17 protein-coding genes and 1 pseudogene are annotated in these 21,342 nt (G+C 66.5%); 4 read left to right on the forward strand and 14 right to left on the reverse strand.

What is annotated here, in order from left to right; translation table 11 throughout:
* Positions 1 to 20: 20 nt before the first annotated feature.
* The 9 genes and pseudogenes from MBENS4_RS25705 to MBENS4_RS06575 all read right to left on the reverse strand — a co-directional run bounded on the left by MBENS4_RS25705 (position 21) and on the right by MBENS4_RS06575 (position 11,036).
* Complete coding sequence (locus MBENS4_RS25705) at positions 21 to 1,784, reverse strand: TonB-dependent receptor domain-containing protein (protein ID WP_159108066.1); 1,764 nt, start codon at positions 1,782 to 1,784, stop codon at positions 21 to 23.
* A gap of 323 nt (positions 1,785 to 2,107) precedes the next feature.
* Positions 2,108 to 2,548, reverse strand: a pseudogene (locus MBENS4_RS26520) (TonB-dependent receptor plug domain-containing protein); the annotation flags it as partial.
* 295 nt (positions 2,549 to 2,843) lie between these two features.
* Positions 2,844 to 3,605 (reverse strand): SDR family NAD(P)-dependent oxidoreductase, encoded by a 762-nt coding sequence (locus tag MBENS4_RS06545; protein WP_039389558.1) that lies wholly within the window; start codon positions 3,603 to 3,605, stop codon positions 2,844 to 2,846.
* Positions 3,605 to 5,962 (reverse strand): arylsulfatase, encoded by a 2,358-nt coding sequence (locus MBENS4_RS06550; RefSeq protein WP_039389559.1) that lies wholly within the window; start codon positions 5,960 to 5,962, stop codon positions 3,605 to 3,607. The genes MBENS4_RS06545 and MBENS4_RS06550 overlap by 1 nt, the downstream gene beginning before the upstream one ends.
* 27 nt (positions 5,963 to 5,989) lie before the next feature.
* The gene (locus MBENS4_RS06555; protein WP_039389560.1) at positions 5,990 to 6,391 is read right to left on the reverse strand and encodes a nuclear transport factor 2 family protein; all 402 of its coding nucleotides are present in this window, start codon (positions 6,389 to 6,391) and stop codon (positions 5,990 to 5,992) included.
* A complete protein-coding gene (locus MBENS4_RS06560) occupies positions 6,388 to 8,067 on the reverse strand; it encodes a class I adenylate-forming enzyme family protein (RefSeq protein WP_039389561.1) in 1,680 nt (559 codons plus the stop codon). Before MBENS4_RS06560 ends, MBENS4_RS06555 begins: the two co-directional genes overlap by 4 nt.
* A 13-nt stretch (positions 8,068 to 8,080) precedes the next feature.
* Positions 8,081 to 9,064: an acrylyl-CoA reductase (NADPH) gene (acuI, locus tag MBENS4_RS06565; RefSeq protein WP_039389562.1), complete on the reverse strand. Its 984-nt coding sequence runs from the start codon at positions 9,062 to 9,064 to the stop codon at positions 8,081 to 8,083.
* A gap of 116 nt (positions 9,065 to 9,180) precedes the next feature.
* Entirely contained in the window at positions 9,181 to 9,891 is a 711-nt protein-coding gene (locus MBENS4_RS06570) for a TetR/AcrR family transcriptional regulator (RefSeq protein WP_039389563.1), read from the reverse strand.
* A complete protein-coding gene (locus MBENS4_RS06575; protein WP_039389564.1) occupies positions 9,888 to 11,036 on the reverse strand; it encodes a sulfotransferase family protein in 1,149 nt (382 codons plus the stop codon). The genes MBENS4_RS06570 and MBENS4_RS06575 overlap by 4 nt, the downstream gene beginning before the upstream one ends.
* 179 nt (positions 11,037 to 11,215) lie before the next feature.
* Between MBENS4_RS06575 and MBENS4_RS06580 the strand changes: the two genes are divergently transcribed.
* Genes MBENS4_RS06580 through MBENS4_RS06590 form a run of 3 tightly spaced genes read left to right on the forward strand, consistent with a single transcriptional unit; the run spans position 11,216 to position 14,267 of the window.
* The gene (locus tag MBENS4_RS06580) at positions 11,216 to 12,004 is read left to right on the forward strand and encodes an SDR family NAD(P)-dependent oxidoreductase (RefSeq protein ID WP_039389565.1); all 789 of its coding nucleotides are present in this window, start codon (positions 11,216 to 11,218) and stop codon (positions 12,002 to 12,004) included.
* Between the two features lie 11 nt (positions 12,005 to 12,015).
* Positions 12,016 to 13,026, forward strand: coding sequence for a zinc-dependent alcohol dehydrogenase (locus tag MBENS4_RS06585; RefSeq protein ID WP_039389567.1), 1,011 nt, complete (start codon positions 12,016 to 12,018; stop codon positions 13,024 to 13,026).
* Positions 13,026 to 14,267, forward strand: a complete 1,242-nt coding sequence (locus MBENS4_RS06590) for an MBL fold metallo-hydrolase (protein WP_039389570.1) — start codon at positions 13,026 to 13,028, stop codon at positions 14,265 to 14,267. The genes MBENS4_RS06585 and MBENS4_RS06590 overlap by 1 nt, the downstream gene beginning before the upstream one ends.
* Before the next feature lie 280 nt (positions 14,268 to 14,547).
* Here MBENS4_RS06590 and MBENS4_RS06595 read toward each other — a convergent pair whose 3' ends face one another.
* Both MBENS4_RS06595 and MBENS4_RS06600 read right to left on the reverse strand, forming a co-directional pair.
* Positions 14,548 to 15,687 (reverse strand): FAS1-like dehydratase domain-containing protein, encoded by a 1,140-nt coding sequence (locus MBENS4_RS06595; protein WP_039389572.1) that lies wholly within the window; start codon positions 15,685 to 15,687, stop codon positions 14,548 to 14,550.
* 40 nt (positions 15,688 to 15,727) lie between these two features.
* The gene (locus tag MBENS4_RS06600) at positions 15,728 to 17,290 is read right to left on the reverse strand and encodes an acyl-CoA synthetase (protein WP_039389573.1); all 1,563 of its coding nucleotides are present in this window, start codon (positions 17,288 to 17,290) and stop codon (positions 15,728 to 15,730) included.
* A gap of 100 nt (positions 17,291 to 17,390) precedes the next feature.
* Between MBENS4_RS06600 and MBENS4_RS06605 the strand changes: the two genes are divergently transcribed.
* Entirely contained in the window at positions 17,391 to 18,173 is a 783-nt protein-coding gene (locus MBENS4_RS06605) for an IclR family transcriptional regulator (protein WP_039389576.1), read from the forward strand.
* Between the two features lie 125 nt (positions 18,174 to 18,298).
* Here MBENS4_RS06605 and MBENS4_RS06610 read toward each other — a convergent pair whose 3' ends face one another.
* From MBENS4_RS06610 to MBENS4_RS06615, 3 genes are read right to left on the reverse strand one after another with little or no spacing between them, the layout of a single operon-like run.
* Positions 18,299 to 19,576, reverse strand: coding sequence for an SMP-30/gluconolactonase/LRE family protein (locus tag MBENS4_RS06610; protein WP_242404812.1), 1,278 nt, complete (start codon positions 19,574 to 19,576; stop codon positions 18,299 to 18,301).
* Positions 19,573 to 19,899, reverse strand: a complete 327-nt coding sequence (locus tag MBENS4_RS26525; RefSeq protein WP_242404813.1) for a hypothetical protein — start codon at positions 19,897 to 19,899, stop codon at positions 19,573 to 19,575. The genes MBENS4_RS06610 and MBENS4_RS26525 overlap by 4 nt, the downstream gene beginning before the upstream one ends.
* Complete coding sequence (locus tag MBENS4_RS06615; RefSeq protein WP_039389580.1) at positions 19,899 to 21,314, reverse strand: aldehyde dehydrogenase family protein; 1,416 nt, start codon at positions 21,312 to 21,314, stop codon at positions 19,899 to 19,901. The genes MBENS4_RS26525 and MBENS4_RS06615 overlap by 1 nt, the downstream gene beginning before the upstream one ends.
* Positions 21,315 to 21,342 lie beyond the last annotated feature (28 nt).

Below are 21,342 nucleotides of genomic sequence, written 5' to 3' on the forward strand. Positions count from 1 at the left end.
CGGCATGGCCCACCTGCCTGTCAGCGTGCGCCGAAGGTGAAGCGGATATTGATCCCGAACTCGCGCGGCGGGGTCATCCGGATGTTGGTGTAGGTGCTGGTGAACGAGGCGTTCTGCGGCGATCCGAAGATCGGTCCGGTCGGCCCGAAGCCCTGCAGCGGCAAGGTCTGGTACTGGCTGCTGAGCGGCAGCGAGCGCTGGGTCACGCGTTCCATCTCGAACAGGTTCTTGGCAAACAGCGTGACCTCCCAGGCCCCTTGCGGGTCGCGGATGCCGGTGAAGACATTGAACAGGCCGTACTGCTTGACGCTGTCCCAGGCGTTGGTCGGATCGCCCGCGCTCTTGCCGTAGAAGCTGTAGAGGCCGCGCACGAAGCCATCGACCCTGTTCGAGATCGGGCGCGAATATTCCGCCATCGCCGTGGCCGAGAACTTGGGCTGGCTGGAGGCGGCCTGGTTGACCGTGCAGGCCGAGATGTTGTCGCTGCCGACCACCCCCATGAGCTCACCCAGGCTCGGCGCACTGGCCGGAGAATCGGGCACGCCGTCCGGGTTCAGGAAGTCGTTGCAGGGAATGACCCCGTCCTTGATCTTGCCATCGGCGTAGGCCGCCACGAGGCTGATGTTGAGATCGGGCGTCGCCTCCAGGGAGAGTTCGCCTTCCATGCCCCAGACTTCGACCGGAACGCCCGAGACGAAGTTGAAGCGGTTGACGCGCGGATTGACCGTCTGGCTCGCCTGATCATACGAATAGTCGACGAAGTAGACGCCGCTGATACCGCTCGAGCCCGGGACGCGGTAGGGGTAGTTCTGGAACTCCTGGTAGTAGCCTGCGACGTTGAGGCGCATGCGCCCGCCCATCAGCGTCGTCTTGAGGCCCAGTTCATAGGACGTGGAGGTTTCATCGTCGGTCCGCTGGAACGAGCGCTCGAGCGCGGACTGATTCACGCTGAAGTCGCCCACCGCGAAGAGGCCCGGGCGGAACGAGCTGCCGACGCTGGCGTAGAGCATGATGTCGGGCGTGAAGTTGTGCTGCGCGCTGACCTGGTAGATCAGCTTGTCGGTATCGATATTGGATTCGTTGAGCCCGATGCCCAGCGACATCGAGACGAGCAGCGTGCGATCGGCCGGATCGAGCTGGTTCACCGCGTTGAGCGTAATGTCGTTGCGGGACTTGAACTTGATGTAGCGCGCGCCGCCCGAGATCTGGGTCGCGTCGCCAATATGCACGGTCAGGTTGCCGAAGAACGACTTCTCGTCGGTCCGGGAGAGCGAATAGACGTCCTGCTGCGTGAGCGCCGCGATGCCCCCACCAAACACCGCGGGAAGCGTGATCGGACCATCCCGGAAGACGGTGTTGCCCGAGTCCGTCTTGCGGAAGAAGGCGCCGACGACGTAGTCGAACATCCCTGCGACCATCTCCTCGTTCTGGAGGCGGATCTCGTGGCTGGTGGCGACCGCGCCCCCGATGGTCTGCTGGTAGTAGTCAAAGCCCTGGAAGTAGCCGCCGTGGTCGAGTGGCTCGACGCTGGCGATGTCCTGTTCGAGGCGCGAGCAACGTAGATCAGGCTTTGCCCGGCAAAGCTGGCCTGCCCCTGCCAGTTGAAAATCTCGTACTTTTCGGTGCTGTGGCGCGAGTCCTCGGCCACGGCGTTTCGATCCCCGGGGGTCACGAGGACCGGACTGTCGCCCAGCTCGTCGCTCACGAGACTGAAGGATTCGGCCTGGTCGTAATTGCGGCGCTTGCGGTCGATACGCTGGTAGCCACCCTCGAAGCGCAGCCAGTCGGTCGGCTGGACGACGGCGGTGATGCGCCCGCCCTTGGTGCGCGCAAAGGGATCGCGGCCATCGAAAGTCGGGTTGATGGTGGTGACGCGGTCGACCTCGTCCTCGGCAAAGATCCCCGCCACGCGGATACCCGCCACACCTTCGATCACGGGCATGCCGAGCGCCCCGTTGACGTTGATGGTGCCGATGTCGTTGGCCGTGCTCGCGACGTAGCCACCGATTTCGTAGAGGTCGGGCTTGTGGGTGGTCACGATCATCGAGCCTGAAGGCGAGGCGCGGCCACGCAGCGCCCCCTGCGGCCCGCGCAGGACTTCGACCTGGGCAATGTCGAAGGTCTGCTGCAGCACGACCTGCGGCAGGATCGGCGCGTCGTTCTGGTAGAACTCGATCGTATTGTTGAAGCCGCTGGCGTTGACGTCCATGTTGACGCCGCGGATCTGGGCATTGGCACCAAACGAGTTGGCGTTGGTGCCCAGTTGCAGGCCCGGGACAAGCTGCTGCACATCGGTGAAGTCACGGATGTTGAGTTCGGCGAATTCCTCGGCGGTGACGGTGTTCACCACGAGAGGCACGTCCTGCACGTCCTCGGCGCGGCGGCGCGCGGTCACGACAATGGCATCGAGGACAAGGTCATCGCGCATGCGGATCCCTGTGTCCTGCGCGTCCCCCGATCCCGTCTCCTGCGCCTGCACCGCGGCCGGCTGCACCAGGGCGCAGACTGCAGAAGCGGCAAGAAGCTTCGCCAGATAACCCATCTCCATCTCCCGTTATCGCCAGACGGGACTCGTCGCTCCGCGCCTGTTGCTGTTATCGTTGTATCTCGGGCCGATCTTCCCCCGTGGGCAGGTCTGCCCCGCGCATCCGGACGGACGCATCGGAGTATCGTCGCCGTCGTTACTGGTACGAGAGGCACTGGATCGTTGGAATGGCGATGTGGACTTTATCGCAGCGGCGTTATGCCTGAGAAAACCGCCGATTTCCGCCTCAGTCAACTGCTCTGTACCGTAGAATCAATTCTGCAAAACAAGGGCTTGCTCGAAGGGTCTGAGCGCGCGATCAGCCGCGATAACCGCGCAGGCGATTTCCCGCATCGACGGGCAGCACGAGGTTATTGAGGAAGCTGCCCTCGCGCGAGGCCAGATAGAGGCATGCCTGGGCGATGTCGGACGGGCTGCCGGGCCGTGCAGGTGCGAGTTGCATAGCGGTAAGGCGCGCCATCGCCTCTTCGCCAAGGGCACCGGTGCTGGCCTCGGTCTCCATCATGCCCGGCGCAATCGCGACGCAGCGCACCCCCTCGCCCGCAAGCTGGCTCGCCAGCCCGAACGTCACCGCGTTGAGCGCCGCCTTGGTCACCCCATAGGCGGTCCCCGGCACGTTGCTCGCCATCGAGGACTGGTTGATAATGAGCCCGCCCGCGCGCGCCAGCGGGGCGCGCAGGTGCTCGGCCAGGAGCAGCGGGGCCAGGGTGTTCACGGCCAGATAGTGCTGCCATTTGGCCAGCCCCAGTCCGAAGAAGCCGCTGGCGATCTCGCCATAGGCAAGCCCCGCGTTGTTGACGAGGACATCGAGGCTCGCGTGCGCCGCGCAGACCTCCTCGGCCAAGGCCCGGATCGAATCTTCGTCGGACAGATCGGCAACCAGCGAGGAGCAGGATGCACCTGCCGCGCGCAGTTCCTCGACGCTTTGGGCCAGCCGCTGCGCGTCGCGATCAACCAGCACGGCATGCGCGCCCTCGCCTGCGAACGCTCGTGCAATGGCGAGGCCCAGCCCGCCGGCGGCCCCCGTCACGAGGACCGTCTTGCCTTCCATCCGGGCCATCAGTGGTCTCCTCGCACGGCCGGAGGATCGAGCGTGATCGCCACGTGGGGGATCTCGCCCGCGAACGTGTCCTCGCCGCCCGGATAGGTCGTGACATCAACGCCGGTGTCGCGGCCCAGATCCAGCGTCTCGCCAAGCCCCGCGGGCATCAGGAAGGTCGAGCGCACCGAACCGCGGGCCAGCGTGTCCTCACCCGACCGCAGGGCCAGCGTCGCCCCCTGCCGTGGGCCTGGCGTCTCGAGGCGTAGGACCAGTGGCTTGCCCGGATCCACGCGGCCCTTCGCGCGGATCGTCACCCTATCGTCCGGGTGGGTCGAGGCGGCGTAGGTGAACACCGGGCGCCCCTTGTCGAGATAGAGGCTCCAGCCCGCAAAGCGGCTGCCATAGGCCACGACAACGCCCGAAGCATCGGCCGATGCCGGGGCGATCTCGGCGCTGAGGGTAAACGAGCGCCCAGCGAACATCGGCGCGCTTTGGGCCGGAACGCTGACGCCCTTGCCCCAGTAGTCGAACTGGCTGCGCCCCGGCGGACGGTGCCCCGCCGCGCGCAGGAAGCCGAAGCGGTGGTCGAGCGGATAGACGTGGTTCGCCTCGGCCTCGCGCTCCCACAAGGCGACCATCTCGGCCACCTTCGCCGGGTTGGCAGCGGCGACATCGCGGCTCTGCGAATAGTCCTCGCGCAAGTTGTAGAGTTGCCAGTCACGCGGGGCATCTGTGGGCGGCGCCAGCATCCAGGGCGTGCGGCCATCGTCCTGGGCAAGGAACCAGCCATCGTGCCACAGCCCGATCTTGCCCCCCATCTCGAAATACTGGGTGCGGGTATGATCCGGCGTGCAGGCATCGAGCGTGGAGAGCAGGCTTTTCCCATCCATCGGGCGCTGCGCCACGCCGTTCACGCGCGCGGGCACAGGCAGCTGCGCGGCCTCCAGGATCGTGGGCGCGATGTCGACAAGATGCCCGAAACGCGCGCAGACCGAACCGGGCGCCGCGGCGCGCTCGTTCCAGCGCAGGATCATGCCGTTGCGAATGCCCCCCAGCATCGAGGCGTACTGCTTGGTCCAGCGCAGCGGCGTGTTCATCGCCCAGGCCCAGCCCGCAGGGTAGGCCTGGTAGGTCATCGGCCCACCCATGCGGTCTAGGTTCGCCGTCAGCCAGGCCTCGTCTTCGATAAGGCCGTTGATCTTGCCCAGTTCGTTGAGCGTCCCCTCGTTGCCGCTTTCCGCGCTGGCGCCATTGTCGCCAATGACGAGGATGGTGAGGAGATTGCGGCCTTCACCGGTACGCTCCAGTTCGTCGAGCACGCGGCCCAGCTGCGCGTCCTGATAGGCCAGCATCGCGGCGGCCACTTCCATGCTGCGCGCCGCAAAGCGCTGGCGCGCGGGCGACAGACTGTCCCACGCCGCGATCTCGGCCGGACGCGCGGTCAATTGCGTGCTTTCAGGAATGATCCCTTGCGCCTTCATGCGCGCAAAGCTCTCGTCGCGCATGGCGTCCCAGCCGCCGTCGAAGCGGCCCGCAAAGCGCGCGATCCAGTCCGCCGGGGCCTGGTGCGGGGCGTGGGTGGAACCCGGCGCGTAGTAGAGGAAGAAGGGTTTGTCGGGCGCGGCGGCCTGCTGGTTGTGCACCCAGTCGATGGCCTCGCTCGCCATGCGCGCCTCCATCATCGGCGCGTCCTCGGGCACGTCGGGCAGACGCGTGGTGCCCTGATAGATCGCGGGCTGGTACTGGTCGCTGTCGCCCCCGACGATGCCCCAGAAGTATTCAAAGCCCTGCCCGGTCGGCCACTGGTCGAAAGGCCCGGCTACACTTGCATCGGCATGGCGCACATTGTGGGTCTTGCCGAACATCGCGGTGTTGTAGCCGTTCAGTTTCAGGATCTCGGCGAGCGGCGCGGTCTCGCGCGGGATCTGCGCGGTATAGCCCGGATAGCCTGCGGGCAGGTCAGCCAGATGGCCGAACCCCACGTTGTGGTGGTTGCGCCCGGTGAGGAGCGCGGCGCGGCTGGGCGAGCAGATGCCGGTCGTATGGAACTGATTGAAGCGCACGCCCGCCTGCGCGATGCGATCAAGGTTGGGCGTGGGCACCGGCCCGCCGAAAGTGCTTGCCATGGCAAGGCCGACATCGTCGCTCATGAACAGGAAGACATTGGGCGCGTTTGCAGGTGCGGTTACCCGGAAGGGCGTTGCCGGGTGCGATTCCCCCACGCTGTGCGTAATCGAGCCATCAAACGCGGGCGCCGGGACCGGCAGCACGCTGCGCGATGATGCGGGGTCCGTCTGCGCGCGAACCTGTGCATTCACGCCAAGCGCAAGCGCAAGCGCCGCCGCACCAAGATGCGCGATCCGTTTACCTTTCATCCTGTCCCTCTCCCCTTCGTTCGCCTCTTATTCGGTGCGGTCGAACGCCACCCGGCTTATCCTCCAGACGCCATCTGTGCGCCGGAATTGATCATGGTAACGGCCGAAGACGAAATCGACCTGGCCGCTGCCCCGCCGTTTCATGCGCACGTTCACGGTCCAGTCCGCGCTGGCCGTGTCGCCCTCGACCGCGATGCATGGCGAATGCAGGTTGTGGACCATCCATTCGCTGCCCCCGCCGATCTTGTCTGTAAGCAGCGTGCAGATGGCGAGCGCCTCGTCCATCTCGCCAAAGCCATAGTCGGCGGTGACGTCCGGAGTGAACAGCGCCATCAGTCGCGCAATGGCGGCCTCGCGGTCCTGCGTGGAGGAATCGGCGGCCTGGCAGTAGCGGGCCTTGAGATTCTGGATCTCCTCGAAGTCGGTCACGCCAGCTCTCCCTCCAGCCGCCGCGCGGCCATCTCGCGCAGGTCCGCCGTCTTGATCTTGGCTGATCCGGTGGTCTTGAGATCCTCTTCGGCAAAGAACAGCACGCGGCGCGGCACCTTGTAGCTGGCAAGCGTGCGCTTCGCGAAGGCGCGCACGTCCTCCTCGTCCAGCGCCGCGCCGTCCTGCGCCACGACGGCGGTGACAACGATCTCGCCCAGCAGATCATGGGGCACGCCCACCGTCTGGTTGATCCGGACGCCGGGACACTGGCGGATCACCGCGTCGATCTCCAGCGGAGAGACATTGGCCCCGCCGGTCTTGATGATGTCATTGAGCCGCCCTTCCCAGAACAGGCGTCCGGCCGCATCGACACGCCCGCCATCGCCGGTGCAGAAGTAGCCTTCGTCATCGAGCGTCTCGTCGAGCGGAAGGCCCAGGTACCCCATCATCAGCGTCGGCCCCTTGACCGCGATCTCGCCGCGTTCGCCCACGGGCACGGCCTTGCCGGTCAGCGGATCGACGATCTTGAAGGTCATGCCCGGTTGCGGCACGCCGCTTGAACCCGCCTTTTCGGCCTCGGGCGTGCCAGAAGGGTAGATCGCGCTGATCGTGAAGGTCTCGGTATTGCCATAAGCCGCCATCGGCTCGTCCCAGTTGGCGGTGATCGTGGGATGCTGGCCAAAGGCGTGGCGGGGCGAGATGTATTTCATCGCCGACAAGTCAACATCGGCAAAGTTGGATGCCGCGGCAAGCTGCGCCCACTGGTGGGGCCAGGCAATGGCCATGCTCGCGCCTTCGCGCGCCATGAGGTCGAGCGCCTCTTCGGCCTGGAAGGTCGCTTGCAGGACTAACGCGCCGCCTGCCGACAGCGTGCCGCCGATGGCCATCCCGAAATTGCCCGAGAAGAAGAAGCCGTTGGCCGACCAGGTGCGCGCGTCGGCCTTCGTCTGGTAGAAGCGTCGCCAGCGCCACAGCTGCAGCGCAACCGCGCGGTGCGAGGAGAGAATGCCCTTGGGCATCGCGGTCGAGCCCGAGGAGAAGAACAGGACGCCCGGATCGGCCGGTGTGACCGTGGCCGCGCTTGCCTCGACCAGCGCGGGGGCGATGGCCTCTCCGCGCGCGAGAAACGTATCCCAGTCCTCGATTCCGTCGGGCGCGGCCCCCACTGCCGCGACATGGCGCAGGAAGGGCAGGCCCGGTGCATGGATCGCCCCGCCGCGCGCCTCAGCCACCGCCGGTTCGATCCCCGCCAGCACCGCCGCAAAGTCCTTCTTCAGGACCTGCCGCTCCATCAGCAGCACCGAGACGCCCGAGACCTTGAGGAGGTGCTCCAGTTCAGCCTGCGTCGAGAAGGTGTTGAGCGTGGTTGCCACCCCTCCTGCCAGCGCCGTGCCCCATACGGCTGCAAGAAACTCGGGCCGGTTGGTCATCAGGACGCCGACCCGCGTGCCCTTGCCCGTGCCGCAGGCGAGCAGCGCGCGCGCTACCTTGTGTGCCTGTTCCAAAAGGTCGGCGTAGGTCCAGGCGACGCGCACGCCGCCTTCGTGGAAGACCAGCGCCTCGTTGGGCCCGCCCGCCTCGCAGACCTCGCTAAGCCAGCCCGTCAGGGTCAGGGCACCCAGCCCCTCCTCCTCGGCAAGAGGGGGACCGTGGATGACAGAGAGCGGCGTTGCCATGGCCCGCCCCCGCTCAGGCGTTGACGTCGACGATGTAGCGGCCCTTCACCTCGCCCGACATGAACCGCGCAGCGGCCTCGATGGCCTCGCCAAGGCCGATCTCCTGACCGATAGCCTCCAGCTTGGCCGGATCAAGATCGCGCGCGAGCCGCGCCCAGGCCTTGAGGCGCTTGGCCTTGGGCGCCATCACGCTGTCCACGCCCAGCAGGCGCACACCGCGCAGGATGAAGGGCATGACGGTTGCGGGCAGATCGAACCCTTGCGCCAGACCGCAGGCCGCGACCGCGCCGCCGTACTTCGTCTGCGCGCAGGCGTTGGCGAGCGTGAAGCTGCCCGCCGTATCGACGACGCCCGCCCACAGTTCCTTCTGCAGCGGCTTGCCCTTCTCGCTCATCGTTGCGCGATCGAGGACTTCGTCGGCGCCCAGGCCCTTGAGGTAGTCGGCCTCGGCCATCTTGCCGGTCAGCGCGTGGACGGTGAAGCCCGCGGCCTTGAGCAGCGCAATCGCGACCGACCCCACCCCGCCGGTCGCGCCGGTGACGAGCACCGGGCCCTGCTCGGGGGTGACGCCCGCCTCGACCAGCGCCTCGACGCACAGCGCCGCAGTGTAGCCCGCCGTGCCGATGGCCATGGCCTGCTTCTCGCTGAAGGCCTCGGGCAGCGGCACCAGCCAATCCCCCTTGAGCTTGGCCACTTGCGAAAGTCCGCCCCAATGCGTTTCACCCACGCCCCAGCCGTTGAGGACGACCTTGTCGCCGGCCGCATAGTCGGGGTGCGAGCTTTCGCGCACGGTGCCGGCAAGGTCGATGCCCGGCACGATCGGCCAGATGCGCACCACCGGGCTCGAACCGGTGATCGCGAGGCCGTCCTTGAAGTTGAGAGTCGAATAGGCGACGTCGATGGTGACATCGCCCTCGGGCAGCGCGCTTTCCTCCAGCTGGGTCAGTGAGACCTTCTGCCCCGCGTCGGTCTTCTCGATCTGGATGGCCTTGAACATGGACGCTCTTCCTCAATCCGCTGTGCGTGAACCGGCCCGCCCGGGCCGCTAGGTGTGGGAAGCACTCTTGCAAAGGCGCGCGGCAATTTCAGCAGCGAAACCGGCGCGCAGGCGATTCATCGCCCGCCCGCTATATCGATCTCGTCGTCGGGGCTGATCGGAGTGCGCAGACGCGCGACCACCTCGGGGAACATCTCAGGCTTCATCGAGCCGAACATCGAGAGGCGCAGGATTTCCCGGCTCATGCGCAAGGCGAGCTTCGCGCGGTCGCCCTCGTCGGCGGCGTGTGCGCGCACCCAGACCGGCCACAGGAAGATGCCCGAAAGAACCAGCACCGACATCGCCTCGGCGTCGACATGCTCCTGCGCCAGTTCGGTCTGCGTGAAGCGTTCGAGCGAGCCCTGGAACTCGCGCCAGAAGGGGTCGGCGGTCGGGTTGGGCGAGGCCAGGATCTGGAGCAGCCAGCTGCGGCAGATATCCGCGTTCTCGGTCGCAAAGCGAACGAGGCGGTACATCGTGTCGGGAATGTCGACGTCTTCGACCTGGCGTTCGACAACCTCCTCGGGCGCGCCGAAGACCGCGCGCATCAGCCGGTCCGACACCCATTCCATGGCCGCGGCCACCAGTTCGTCGCGCGACTGGAAGTGCTGGTAGGCGGTCCCGCGGTTGACCTTGGCAAGATGGGCCACGGCCGAGACACTGACCGCATCGCCGCCTTGCTGGGCGATCAGCCGGGTCGCGGCCTCCAGGATCGTGCGCCGCGTCTCGGCAGGGTTGCGCACGCGCTTGGTGCGCGCGGGGGCCGGCGGGGGGACAGGCTCGCTCATCCCTCGCGCGCTACGTCATAGCGCGCGAGATAGCGACCGAATTCTGGCCTGAGGCTGGCTTCGTCGAGCCCGAACTGCGCCAGCTTGTATTCGTGGCGGCCGAACTTGTCCTGCGGGTTGGCGGCCAGCCAGCGGGTCATGCCGTCTTCCGCCTCGGGGGTCCATTCATCGCCCAGCGCCGCATAGAGCGTCTTCATCTGGCCCAGCGGATCGTCCCGGAGCGCGGCGTAATGCACATCGACGATGCTCTCCTCGCCGTGGCGTTCGCGGTAGTCCATGATACGCCTTGCATGTTCCACCGCCTGGAAGGTGCAGTTCTGCGCGATCCATTCGCTGTCGACCCGCCCGGCATAGCCCTTGTGCGCCAGGCTGATGATCGAGCAGAAGCTGCCCATCGCGGTCAGCGGATCGCGGTGCGTCCAGACCAGACGCGCGTCGGGATAGACCGTCTTCAACGTGTCGAGCCAGAGCGCGTGGCTGGGCATCTTGAGGTTCCAGATCCCGCCCTGGTGGTGCTGGAGCACCTGCAGGAACTGCTTGTGGTAGGTGTAGGCGCTGGTCATGTCGCACTGGAAGTACCAGTCCCGGTAGTTGGGCAGCTTGCCCCGCGATTCCAGGCTCAAGGCCTTGAAGTCGTGCGCCATGAAGAAGATGCACTCGTTGGGGTAGGTCGCCGAGTTGCGGTAGTACTTGCCCATCTCGGGCATGGCCTCGAGCAGCATCTTCTCCTGCTCCAGCTTCTTGACCGCGCGCATGTCGCGGGTGAGAGCCCCTTCGGCCACCGGCGGGAACGGGTCCTCGATCTCCCAGGTCAGCGCCGAGCGGCGCGCCGGATCGGCGTTGAGCAGATTGGAGAGGAGCGTGGTGCCCGTGCGCGGGATGCCGAAGACGAAGACCGGCTTCTCGATGGCGCGCTGGGCGATCTCGGGGTGAGCCTTGTGGTAATCGATCGTCTTGAGGCGCAGCGCCAGGTTCTGGACAAGATCGCCCCGGAAACGCTCGACCAGCGGTGCCGGCCGGTCGTCGGCGTTGATGTCGGCGACCAGGATCTCCAGTCCTTCGCGAAAGCTGTCGCTGCCGAAATCCTCGCGCCCGGTGCGAAAGCAGGCCGTCTCGATCAGCTGGTCGACGTTGAGCCCTGACATGGAATCCCTCTCCCTCATGTTTGCCGCAGGATTGACCCTGCAGGCAGGGCGCGGACAAGCGCGGCAGGGGCCATATCGCTTGCACGATTGTCACCCCGCCGCGCTGGACCGCCCTTTCGCCGCGTGATGATCTGCGCCCAACGCGCCGGAGCACGGCGGCAACACGAGGGAGAGCGCGGATGGGTTCCGGCCTGTTTGACTGCAAGGGCAAGGTAACGCTGGTGACCGGCGGCAACAGCGGCATTGGCCTCGGCTTTGCGCGGGGGGTGGCGCAGATGGGCGGCGATCTCGTACTGTGGGGGCGCAATCGCGAACGCAACGAAGCCGCGCAACGCGAACTCCTGGATCTGGGCGCCGGGCGCGTCTCGTGCCAGCAGGTCGACGTGACCGACGAGGCCGCGATCATCGCAGGCTACCACGAACTCCTGGAGCACATGGGCCGGGTCGACTGCGTCTTTGCCAATTCGGGTATGTCGGCCGCCTCGCGCAGCCTGCTCGAGATGAGCACCGAGGAATACCGCGCGATCATGAACCTCAACCTCGACGGGGCCTTTTTCACCCTGCGCGAGGGCGCGCGCGCGATGGTCCGCCGGGCCGAGAACGGCGAGCCGGGTGGCAGCCTGGTGGCCTGCGGCAGCCTCTCGATGTTCATGGGTCTGGCCGGCAAGCAGAGCTACGCTGGCTCGAAGGCGGCGCTGGGCGCCATGATCCGCGGCATGGCCGTGGAATTCGGCAAGTACGGCATTCGCGCCAACGCGATTGCGCCGGGCTACGTCGTCACCGGCATGATGGACAACCCGCAAGCCAAGATGGTGACCAAGATGTTCGCCGAGCGCACGCCCATCCCGCGCGAAGGCTACCCTGACGACTTCGAGGGCATCGGCGCCTACCTCGCCTCCGATGCCTCGCGCTGGCACAGCGGCGACACCATCGTCATCGACGGCGCCTACCTCGTACGGCCGATGTGAGGAGAGAGACCATGGGAAAACTCCTGCGAATCCATAACGTCGACGATGTCCGTCTCGACGAGTACCAGCGCCCCAGCGCCGGGGCCTCGGACGTCGTCATCCGCATGAAGGCGGTAGGCATCTGCGGCAGCGACCTCTCCTATATCAAGCACGGCGGCATCCCCGCTCCCGGCACGCTCACTGCGCTCGGCCACGAGGGCGCGGGCGAGGTGATCGAGGTGGGCGGCGATGTCGCGGGCGTGGAGCCGGGCCAGCGCGTCATCGTCAACCCGATGATGACCCCCAGCTACATCGGCAGCGGCGGGCCGGAAGGGGCCTTCACCGAGGAACTGCTCGTGCGCGACGGGATTGCGGGCGTGAACATCCTGCCGATCCCCGAAGGGGTCTCCTACGAAGTCGCGGCCATGTGCGAGCCGCTCGCCGTCGCCCTTCATGGCGTCAACCGGGCACAGGCGAAGGCGGGCGAGCGGATCGCAATCTTCGGCTGCGGCCCCATCGGTCTTGGCATAGTGCTCTGGGCGATCGACCGGGGCTGCCGCGACGTGATCGCGCTCGACCTCTCCGACGATCGGCTCGAACGCGCCAAGGCGCTGGGTGCCCACACCATCAACCCCGCGCGCGAGGACGTGCAGGCGCGCATCAAGGAAATTCACGGGACCGAGAGCGTGTTCGGGAAGGAGAAATCGGGCACCGACGCCTTCATCGACGCGGCGGGTGGCCCCACCATCCTCTCGGACGTCGTCGCGCTCGCCAAGAGCCATGCCCGCCACGTCATCACCGCCGCCTACCTCAAGCCCATCGCGCTTCCGGCCGGCCCCATGCTGACCACCGAGATGACCATCACCACCGCGGTCGGCTACCCCACCGAGATGCCCGAAGTGGTGGCCGCCCTGCCGCGCCTCCAGGACGCCATCGCGCCGATGATCAGCCACACGCTGCCCTTCGCGCACGTGCTCGAGGGCCTCAAGATCGCCGCCAGCCCGCAATCGGGGAAGGTGATGATCGCCTTCGGGGACGCCTGATGGCCGACACGCAGGAAAAGGCGCCCGCCCTCGCCGCGCTCGTCCGGCAGGGCGATGCGCAGAAAGAGGCCGATGGAATCGCCCCCGGTATCTTCGGCGTGCGCGACATCTCGAACGCCTATCTCGTCACCACGGGCGACGGTGACGTGATGATCAACACGGGCTTCATGGACAACGCCGCGCGCAACGCAGCGCTGCTCGCCCCGCACCGTACCGGGCCCTTGCGCGCCGTGGTCCTGACGCAAAGCCATGCCGATCACTTCGGGGGGATCGATACCTTTCGGGAGGGTGGAACACAGGTCCTCGCGGGGCCCGGCTTTGCGCGCAACTGGCAGGACATGAAACGCCTCCAGCCCTTCTTCGCGCCGCGCTCGCGCAAGCTCTGGGGAGGAACGCTCAACCGCGGGTCGCGCCCCGCCCCGCCGCCCGACGTCACCGCGCAGGAGATCGCCGACGGATATGGCTTCACGCTGGGCGAACGCCGTTTCGAACTGCTCCACACACCCGAGGGCGAAACCACCGATGCGCTGAGTGTCTGGCTGCCCGAGGAGCGCATCGTCTTCACCGGCAACCTGTTCGGGCCGGTCTGGCTCTCGATGCCCAACTTCAACACGCTGCGGGGCGACCGACCGCGCTCGGTGCGCACCTTCCTTGCCTCGCTGGAGCGGGTGCGGGTCCTGGGAGCGGACATCCTCGTGACCGGGCACGGCGATCCCATTGTCGGTGCCGATCGCATCCGCACCGACCTCGACCGCGTCGAGGCCGCCGTCTCGCATGTCCTCCACGCCACGCTGGAAGGGATGAATGCGGGAAAATCGCTGCACGAACTGATGCGCACAATCGAGGTCCCCGAAGACATCACCATCGCGCAGATGCACGGCAAGACCAGCTGGACGGTGAAGGCCATCTGGCACGAATACGCCGGGTGGTTCCGCACCGAGAGCACGACCGAGCTTTACGGTGTGCCGCAGGACGCCGTCCATGCCGACCTCGTCGAATTGGCCGGAGCCGATGCCCTCGCCGCACGCGCGCAGGACCATGCGGCGAAGGGCGAGCCGCTGGAGGCGATCCACCTGTGCGACATTGTCCTGCACGTTCACCCAGATCATACCGAAGCGCTGGGGGCCAAGCACGCAGCACTCGGCCTTTTGCTCTCCGCATCCGGAGGCTCCAACCTGTCCGAGACGATGTGGTTGAAGTCGGAAATGGCCGCGTGCGAGGAGAAGCTGGCCGGCGCGTAGAAGAACAAGGAGGAGATCCGAGGGCCATCGCCCTCGGGCTCCCCATACCATCCAGCTCACTTGGCGCGCGCCATGTCGGGCATGGAAGGTGAGGTTCCCTGACGTCGCGTTACTCGGCCAGCAACGCTGGATCACCCCAAGGTAGACAATTCTGGGAGCCCGAGGGCGATGGCCCTCGGATATCTCTATCCAACTGCTTTGTAATTGGAATTCGCGACATTGACGAACACAGAGGCCCCCGCAATCCCCTTGGGATCACGAGGGCCCATGAACCGTGCCCTCAGCCCTTGCTGGGCAGCTGCGCGACGGCGGTGCCGATCGCGCTCATCTCGCCGCGATGGGTTTCGGCGCGTTGCTGCACCTCGACGAATTTCTTGCCGTCTTCCTCGAACTTGCGGACGACTTCGCCGGTGATGAAGATGACGTCGCCGTCGGGATTGTGGCGGCGGATCTGGCAGGTGTGGCGGGTCAGGAAGCCGTCGTCGCCGATCCAGTTCGTCATGTGGTGGGTCAGCCAGCTGCAGCGCTCCGGCCCGTAGTCGTAGGCGCCGGGGGTGCCGACTTCGCGCGCGAAGTCATCGTCCCAGTGGACGCGTTCGGGCACGTCCTTGATCCCGAACTTGTTGGGAATGCCCAGGCCCGGATGCGCGTCGATCAGCTGGAAGTGCAGCTTGTTGGTGCGGATGTAGAGCCCGCCCCAGCCTTGCGCGTAGCCGATGAAGCCGGTCACCGTCATCGGGCCCTTCATCATCTTGGGGAGCGTGTCGCCCACGGCGACGTCCTCCCAATAGCGCGGTGCCGAGCCGCGTACTTCCTCGTTGCGGTAAAGGTCGAACCATTCCTCCAGCTGGGCCGGATCGATGGTCTCCACCTTGCCCTTCACGCTGTCGTACTTGCTGCCCCGCTCGCGCGCCTCGTCGCGGTCGGTGCGGAAGACATAGCTGTCGCACTCGGCCACGTGGTCGCCGTGCTGGTTGTAGAAATCGACGTGGTAGATCTGCTGATAGGCGCGCCCGGCAAAGCGGGTCTGGTGCGCGATCAGGTCCTTGAGGTGCGCCTCGGTGCGGATCGTGTCGCCGCGCAGGACCGGCTTGTGCCAGGTCCAGTCCGCGCCCGCCCACATTGCGTGGACACCGGGCAGGCCACCGCAATAGCCCGAGACGATGCGGCTGGTGGTGAAGAGGAAGCTGGGCAGCGCGACAATGCCGCCGTAGCTGGATTTCTCCGCGTAGGCCGGATCGCACCACAGCGGGTTATCATCGCCGATGCCGTGGGCGTAATGACGAATGGCGTCGCGCGTCGCCTCGTAGTTCCACGGCTCGACCGTGTTCTCGATTGCTACGCCGATGCGCGCGCGCAGATCCTCGAGGCCTTCCTCGGTGATCTTGGGAAACTTCTTTTCCTGGGCCTGGGTTGCCATGGGTCCTCTCCTTCGAATGGCTGGTGTCTGTTGTCTTGTGTCAGGCGGGGGTCACGGCCGCCGCTTCGCGGTCGCGCAGGACCTTGCGGTTGACCTTTCCCGCCGGGGTCTTGGGCAATTCGTCGACGAACTCGACGATGCGCGGGAATTCGTGCTGCGCGAGCCGCGTGCGGGTGAAATCCTGAAGCTCCTTCACGAAGCTCTCGCCAGGCCGACGGGGCGAGATCACGAAGGCCTTCACCACCTGCCCGCGCTTCTCGTCGGGCGCGCCGATGACCGCGCATTCGCGCACGTCCTCGTGCTTGAGCAGGGTGTTCTCGATCTCCACCGCGCTCATCGTCCAACCCGCCGAGATGATGACGTCGTCGGCGCGGCCGCAGTGGTAGAAGTACCCATCCGCATCGATCTTCGCGCGGTCCTTGGTCGAAAGCCAGCCCGACTTGCGGCGCAGCTTGAGCTCACCCACTTCGCCCGGCTCCACCGGAGTTCCGTCAGGTCTTTGCACCTGCAGTTCGAGCCCCGGCACAGGTTTGCCGAGCGAACCCGGCTTGACCGTGAAGTCCTTGGCGCCCGGGTAGTTCACAAGGACCACGCCGATCTCGGTCGTGCCGTACATCGAGCAGGCATCGACGCCGAACGTCGCGTCGATCCAGTCCAGTGTCGCCGGATCGATCGGCTCGCCGGTGTAGGACAGCTTACGGATCGCGAACGTGAAATCGCCCGACCGGCCGGTGTTCTTCATCATGCGGTAGTGGGTCGCGGCGGCCGACATGTTGGTGATCCCGAACTCCTGCAGCGCCTCCATCAGGCGCACGGCATCGAACTTGCCGCGCCCCATCGTCCCTGTGGTGATGCCCAGCCCGAGCGGGGCGAGCGTACCGTGCCACAGGCCGTGCCCCCAAGCGGGCGAGGAGGGGCAGAAGAACTCATCGCCGGGGCGAATGCCGGTGCCGTAGAGCGCGGCGAACATCAGCGTGACCAGCGAGCGGTGCGTGTGGCGCACGGCTTCGGGCAACTCGCGCGTGGTGCCGCTGGTGTACTGGAAGCAGGCAAGGTCCTCGCCCGAGGTCTGCGGCGAGTAAGTAGCCGGATAGCCTTCCAGGGTGCCCAGCAAGGCATCGTCCGCCACGACCACGCGCGGCCCCGCGATGGTCCGGGCCATGTCCGCCTTCTCGGCGTTGGTGAGAAGAATGGTCGGAGTGCAATCTTCCACCCGCAGGCGCAGCGCGTCGGGCCCGAACAGCGTGAACAGCGGCACCGAGATCGCGCCGTGCAGCATCGCGCCGAACAGGCAGACGTAGAAGGGCAGCGAAGGTTCGAGCATGAAGGCGATGCGATCACCCTTCCTGACACCATTCGCATCGAGCCAGTGCGCAAAGCGCGCCGCACCGCTCGCCAGCGCATCGAAGCTCAGGATCTCGTTCGTGCCATCGGCGTGGGCCACGCGCACCGCCGCCCGGCCCGAGCCGTCGGCGTGGCGCAGGATCGCCTCGTTCGCGATGTTGAAATGTTCGCGCGTTCCCTCGAACAGGTCCCACAGCCGCGCGGATGTGGCGTGGTGCTGCGCGTCGGCAAAGCTGGTGAAGTCGCTCAACAAGGCCATGGCCATTCCTCTTCCGGGCGAGTCGCGCCCTGTGGTCGGCCCCGTTGTACGCAAGAACAGGCTTGATGTTTCAAATATTGAATGCCATTCATTATATCGAATGAAAGATCGCTCTCTCGATACCGCCGTGAAGGACAGCAAGGCGCCCGCGATTGCGCGTGCCGCTGCGGTTCTTCGTTTGCTGGGACACAGCGACGTGCCGCTGGGCCTGCAGCCCATCGCGCGCGAACTCGGCCTCGTTCCCAGCACCTGCCTCTACGTGTTGCGCGCGCTGGTGGAGGAGGAACTGGTCAGCCTTGACCCGGCAACGAAGCGCTATTCGCTGGGCTCCGGCGTCCTATCTCTGGCGCGCCACTGGCTGCAGCGCGATCCCTTCGCCAGCCTTGCCCAGCCGGCCCTCGCCGAGCTTGCCGCCCGCTTCGCGGTAACCTGCATCGGGGTCGAGATTTCCGGACTGGAGCGCATCACCGCCGTCGCGGTGGCCGAAGGGGCGGGCAACTTTCGCCTCTCGACCGAAGTGGGCAGCCGCTTTCCCGCACTGCTGAGCGCCACGGGCCGCTGCATCGCCGCCTTTGGCAACCACGATCTGGAGCGCCTGCGCCCCCGCTTCGAAAAACTTCGCTGGGACAACCCGCCCGACTTCGCGCTGTGGAGCGCGCAGGTGCAGGAGACCCGCGCGCAAGGCTACGCGGCCGATGTGGGGCACTACATCGCCGGGGTCACGGTGATGGCCGCGCCCGTCTACCGCACGGCCGGAGCGCCTTCGCACGCGCTCGTCGCGCTGGCGCTTTCCCGCACGCTCGACGAGGACGCGCGGCTTTTGCTTGGCAAGGCTCTCGTCGAGGGCGCGCAGACAGTGACGCGGCAGCTGGGGAATATGTGACGAAGATATCCGAGGGCCATCGCCCTCGGGCTCCCCAAACGGGCAACCTCACCTTTCCCGCGCCACACTGGCCAAGATGAGGTGAGGTCGCCCATTCCGGGGTCAAGGGGCGATAGCCCCTTGAATCACCTTCTTCCTTCTGAAGTCAGCCTCAGCACACTTCCCTCCGCGTCGCCGGAAACGTACACGGTGTTCGCATCGCGCGCGGCCAGTCCGCAGAAGGGCACCATCGGGCCGGACATGTCGCCCACCCCGCCCAGGAGCTTGGGGACCACGCCCGGAGGCGCCTTGACCGGAAGGCCGCTCGCAAGTGTCTCCCGCCGGCCCGTAGCAAGGTCACACGCGAGCACTTCCTTGCGCTCCACATCGACCACGAAGAGCGTCTCGTCGACAACCGCAATGCCCTGCGGCTCCCCCAATCCATCGAGCACGGTTTCGCTCCTGCCGCCCCCGCAGCGCACCACGCGCCCGCCAGCACTTTCGCTGACCAGAACATCGCCTCCCGCGGTTACAGCCACCCCCATCGGCCGCGCCAGATCGCGGGCCAGCTCCTCCAGCCCCTCCGGCCTGGCAAGCAGGACACGCCCCGCCCCGCCATCGGCGAAGACGACTGTTTCGGTATCGCGCATGGCGAGGCCGTAAAGGATCTCATGCCCCGTGCTGAGCGGGGTACTCGTGCCATCGGTCAGATTCCAGCGCAGGACCGCGCCCATCGAGTTGGTCGTCACCCACACGCCTTCTCCGGCGGCCGCCACGCCGCGCACGAAGCCCGGGAAGCCGGGCGAAAACAGGCAACCGGCAAGTTGCGGCTCTCCGCCCGGTGCAAGGGTATAGGTAAAGCCGCCATCGGCCACGAACAGGCTGCCGTCCTCGCCAAGGGCCAGCCCCATCGGCCATTGCAGCCCGCGCTCCACCAGCGGGCGAACGGTGCCATCGGCGCGGATTTCGGTGACCTCGCCGGGGATCGAGGAGACGAACAGCCGCTCGCCCACGAACGTACAGTTGTCGAGGCCGGGCAAGAGCTGGGCCAGCACCTCGCGCGTGCCTGTCTGCGGGTCGATGCGCAGCACCTGCCCGCTCGCCACCTGGGTCGAGATGATCCGGCCCTTGCTGTCGAACTTCACCGAGTCCGGGACGCCGAGATCCCCCACCACGACTTCGGGCGCGCCTCCGGCGGGATCGACTCGCCAGATCTCGTTGGTCGCCATGATCGGCATGTAGAGAAGGCCATCCGGCCCGATGGCAAAGGCGTTGGGCATGGGCACGTCGGCCAGGATCTGACGGTGCGCTCCACCCACAGGGTCAAGCTCGAACACGCGCCCGCCCATGCGGCATTCGCCCGCGAAAAGACGGTCCTGATGAACCGTGATCGGGTTCGCCACCGGCATATCGCCGTGGATCACGCGGTAGCTTCCGTCCGGCGCCAGCTCGAGACGCGCCCCAGCGTGATCTCGGTGGCATAGAGATTGCCCGCGCTATCGAAGGCAATGTCATCGGGCGCGGTTATCGGGCCGTCAATCGCGCTGACAGGGCTGGCCTCTCCGGTATCGGGATCGAGTGCGGTCACCGCACTGCCGGCAACCTGGGCCACGTAGATCCGCCCGTCCGCCCCGGTGCGAAGGCCATTGGCGCCGAAAAGGCGGCTGGGCCGCGTGATCCGCTCCAGCCTCCAGTGTGGCGCAGGCCGCGCGCCGTCCGGCCCTGCGTAGCGACTGGCGGGGGCCATCAGCCGTGCCCCAGGATCGACTTGGTCTCCAGGTACTCGGCAAAGCCGTGCGCGCCCCATTCGCGGCCATTTCCGCTGCGCTTGTAGCCGCCAAAGGGCGCCGCGAAATCGAACCCGCCGTTGAGATAGATCGCGCCCGCCCGGATGCGCCGCGCGATGGTCCGGCAGGCTGCGATATCCTCGCCATCGACATAGGCGGCCAGGCCAAAATCGGTGTCGTTGGCAATGGCGATGGCGTCCTCGATCCCTTCATAGGGGATCATTACCAGGACCGGTCCGAAGATTTCCTCACGCGCAATAACCGCGGAATTGTCGCTGACGAACACGGTCGGCTTTACGTAGAAGCCCGCGTTCAGTCCCTCAGGACGCCCCGGTCCTCCGGCAATGAGCTCGGCCCCTTCCGCGATGCCTTGCGCGATGTAGCCCTGCACGGTGTCGAACTGCTCCTGCGAGACCACCGGCCCCATCGCAACATTGCCCGAAGGATCTCCCACCGCGACCGCCTCGGCAGTACGGGTCGCAACTCCCTTCGCCTCCTCGAACCGGGCGGCAGGAACAAGCAGACGCGAGCCCGCGCTGCAGGTCTGGCCGGAGTTCATCATCATCGAGGCGACCGCGCTCGCCACGCGCTCCATCGTGGTACCATCGTCGAGCACGATGTACGGGCTCTTGCCGCCCAGTTCGAGGCACACGCGCTTGACCGTATCGGCCGCGTCCTTCTGGATCTGGACGCCCACGCTTTCGGACCCTGTAAAGCTGATCATGTCGACGTCGGGATGGGTTGAAAGCGCGGTGCCGATGACCGAGCCCTTGCCCTGCACCATGTTGAAGACACCCGCCGGGACGCCCGCGGCATCGAGAATTTCGGCCAGGATCTGCGCGGAATAGGCGGCAAGCTGCGGAGGCTTCAGAACCACGGTGCAGCCCGTCGCGAGCGCGGGAAAGACCTTCACCGTGACCTGGTTGATCGGCCAGTTCCACGGCGTGATAAGACCGCACACGCCGATGGGCTCCTGCACCACCAGCGTATCGCCCAACTTCTCCTCGAATGTGTAGGATTCCAGAGCCGTAATCGCGGCATCGAGATGCCCAAGGCCCAGGAACGTGTGGAAGCCCCCCGCAAGGCTAGCGGGCGCGCCCATCTCCTCGGTGATCGCGGCGGCAAGATCGCCCTGCCGCGCCTCGAACTCGACCCTGATCCGGCGCAGCAGCGCGAGGCGCTCCGTGCGCGTCGAATGCGACCAGGTGGCAAAGGCGCGCCGTGCGGCGGCCACGGCCTTGTCGACATCGCCCACCGTGCCCAGCGCAATCCGGCCCGAGATCTCCTCATTGGCCGGATTGACGAGATCCTGCGTCTCGGTGCCCTCGGGTTCGACCCAGGCACCATCGATATAGAACATGCGGTAGTCGCGCATCTGCCTCTCCCCGGCCTCGTTCTTCGCG

This window comes from Novosphingobium sp. MBES04, assembly GCF_000813185.1.
Classification (GTDB): Bacteria; Pseudomonadota; Alphaproteobacteria; order Sphingomonadales; family Sphingomonadaceae; genus Novosphingobium; species Novosphingobium decolorationis.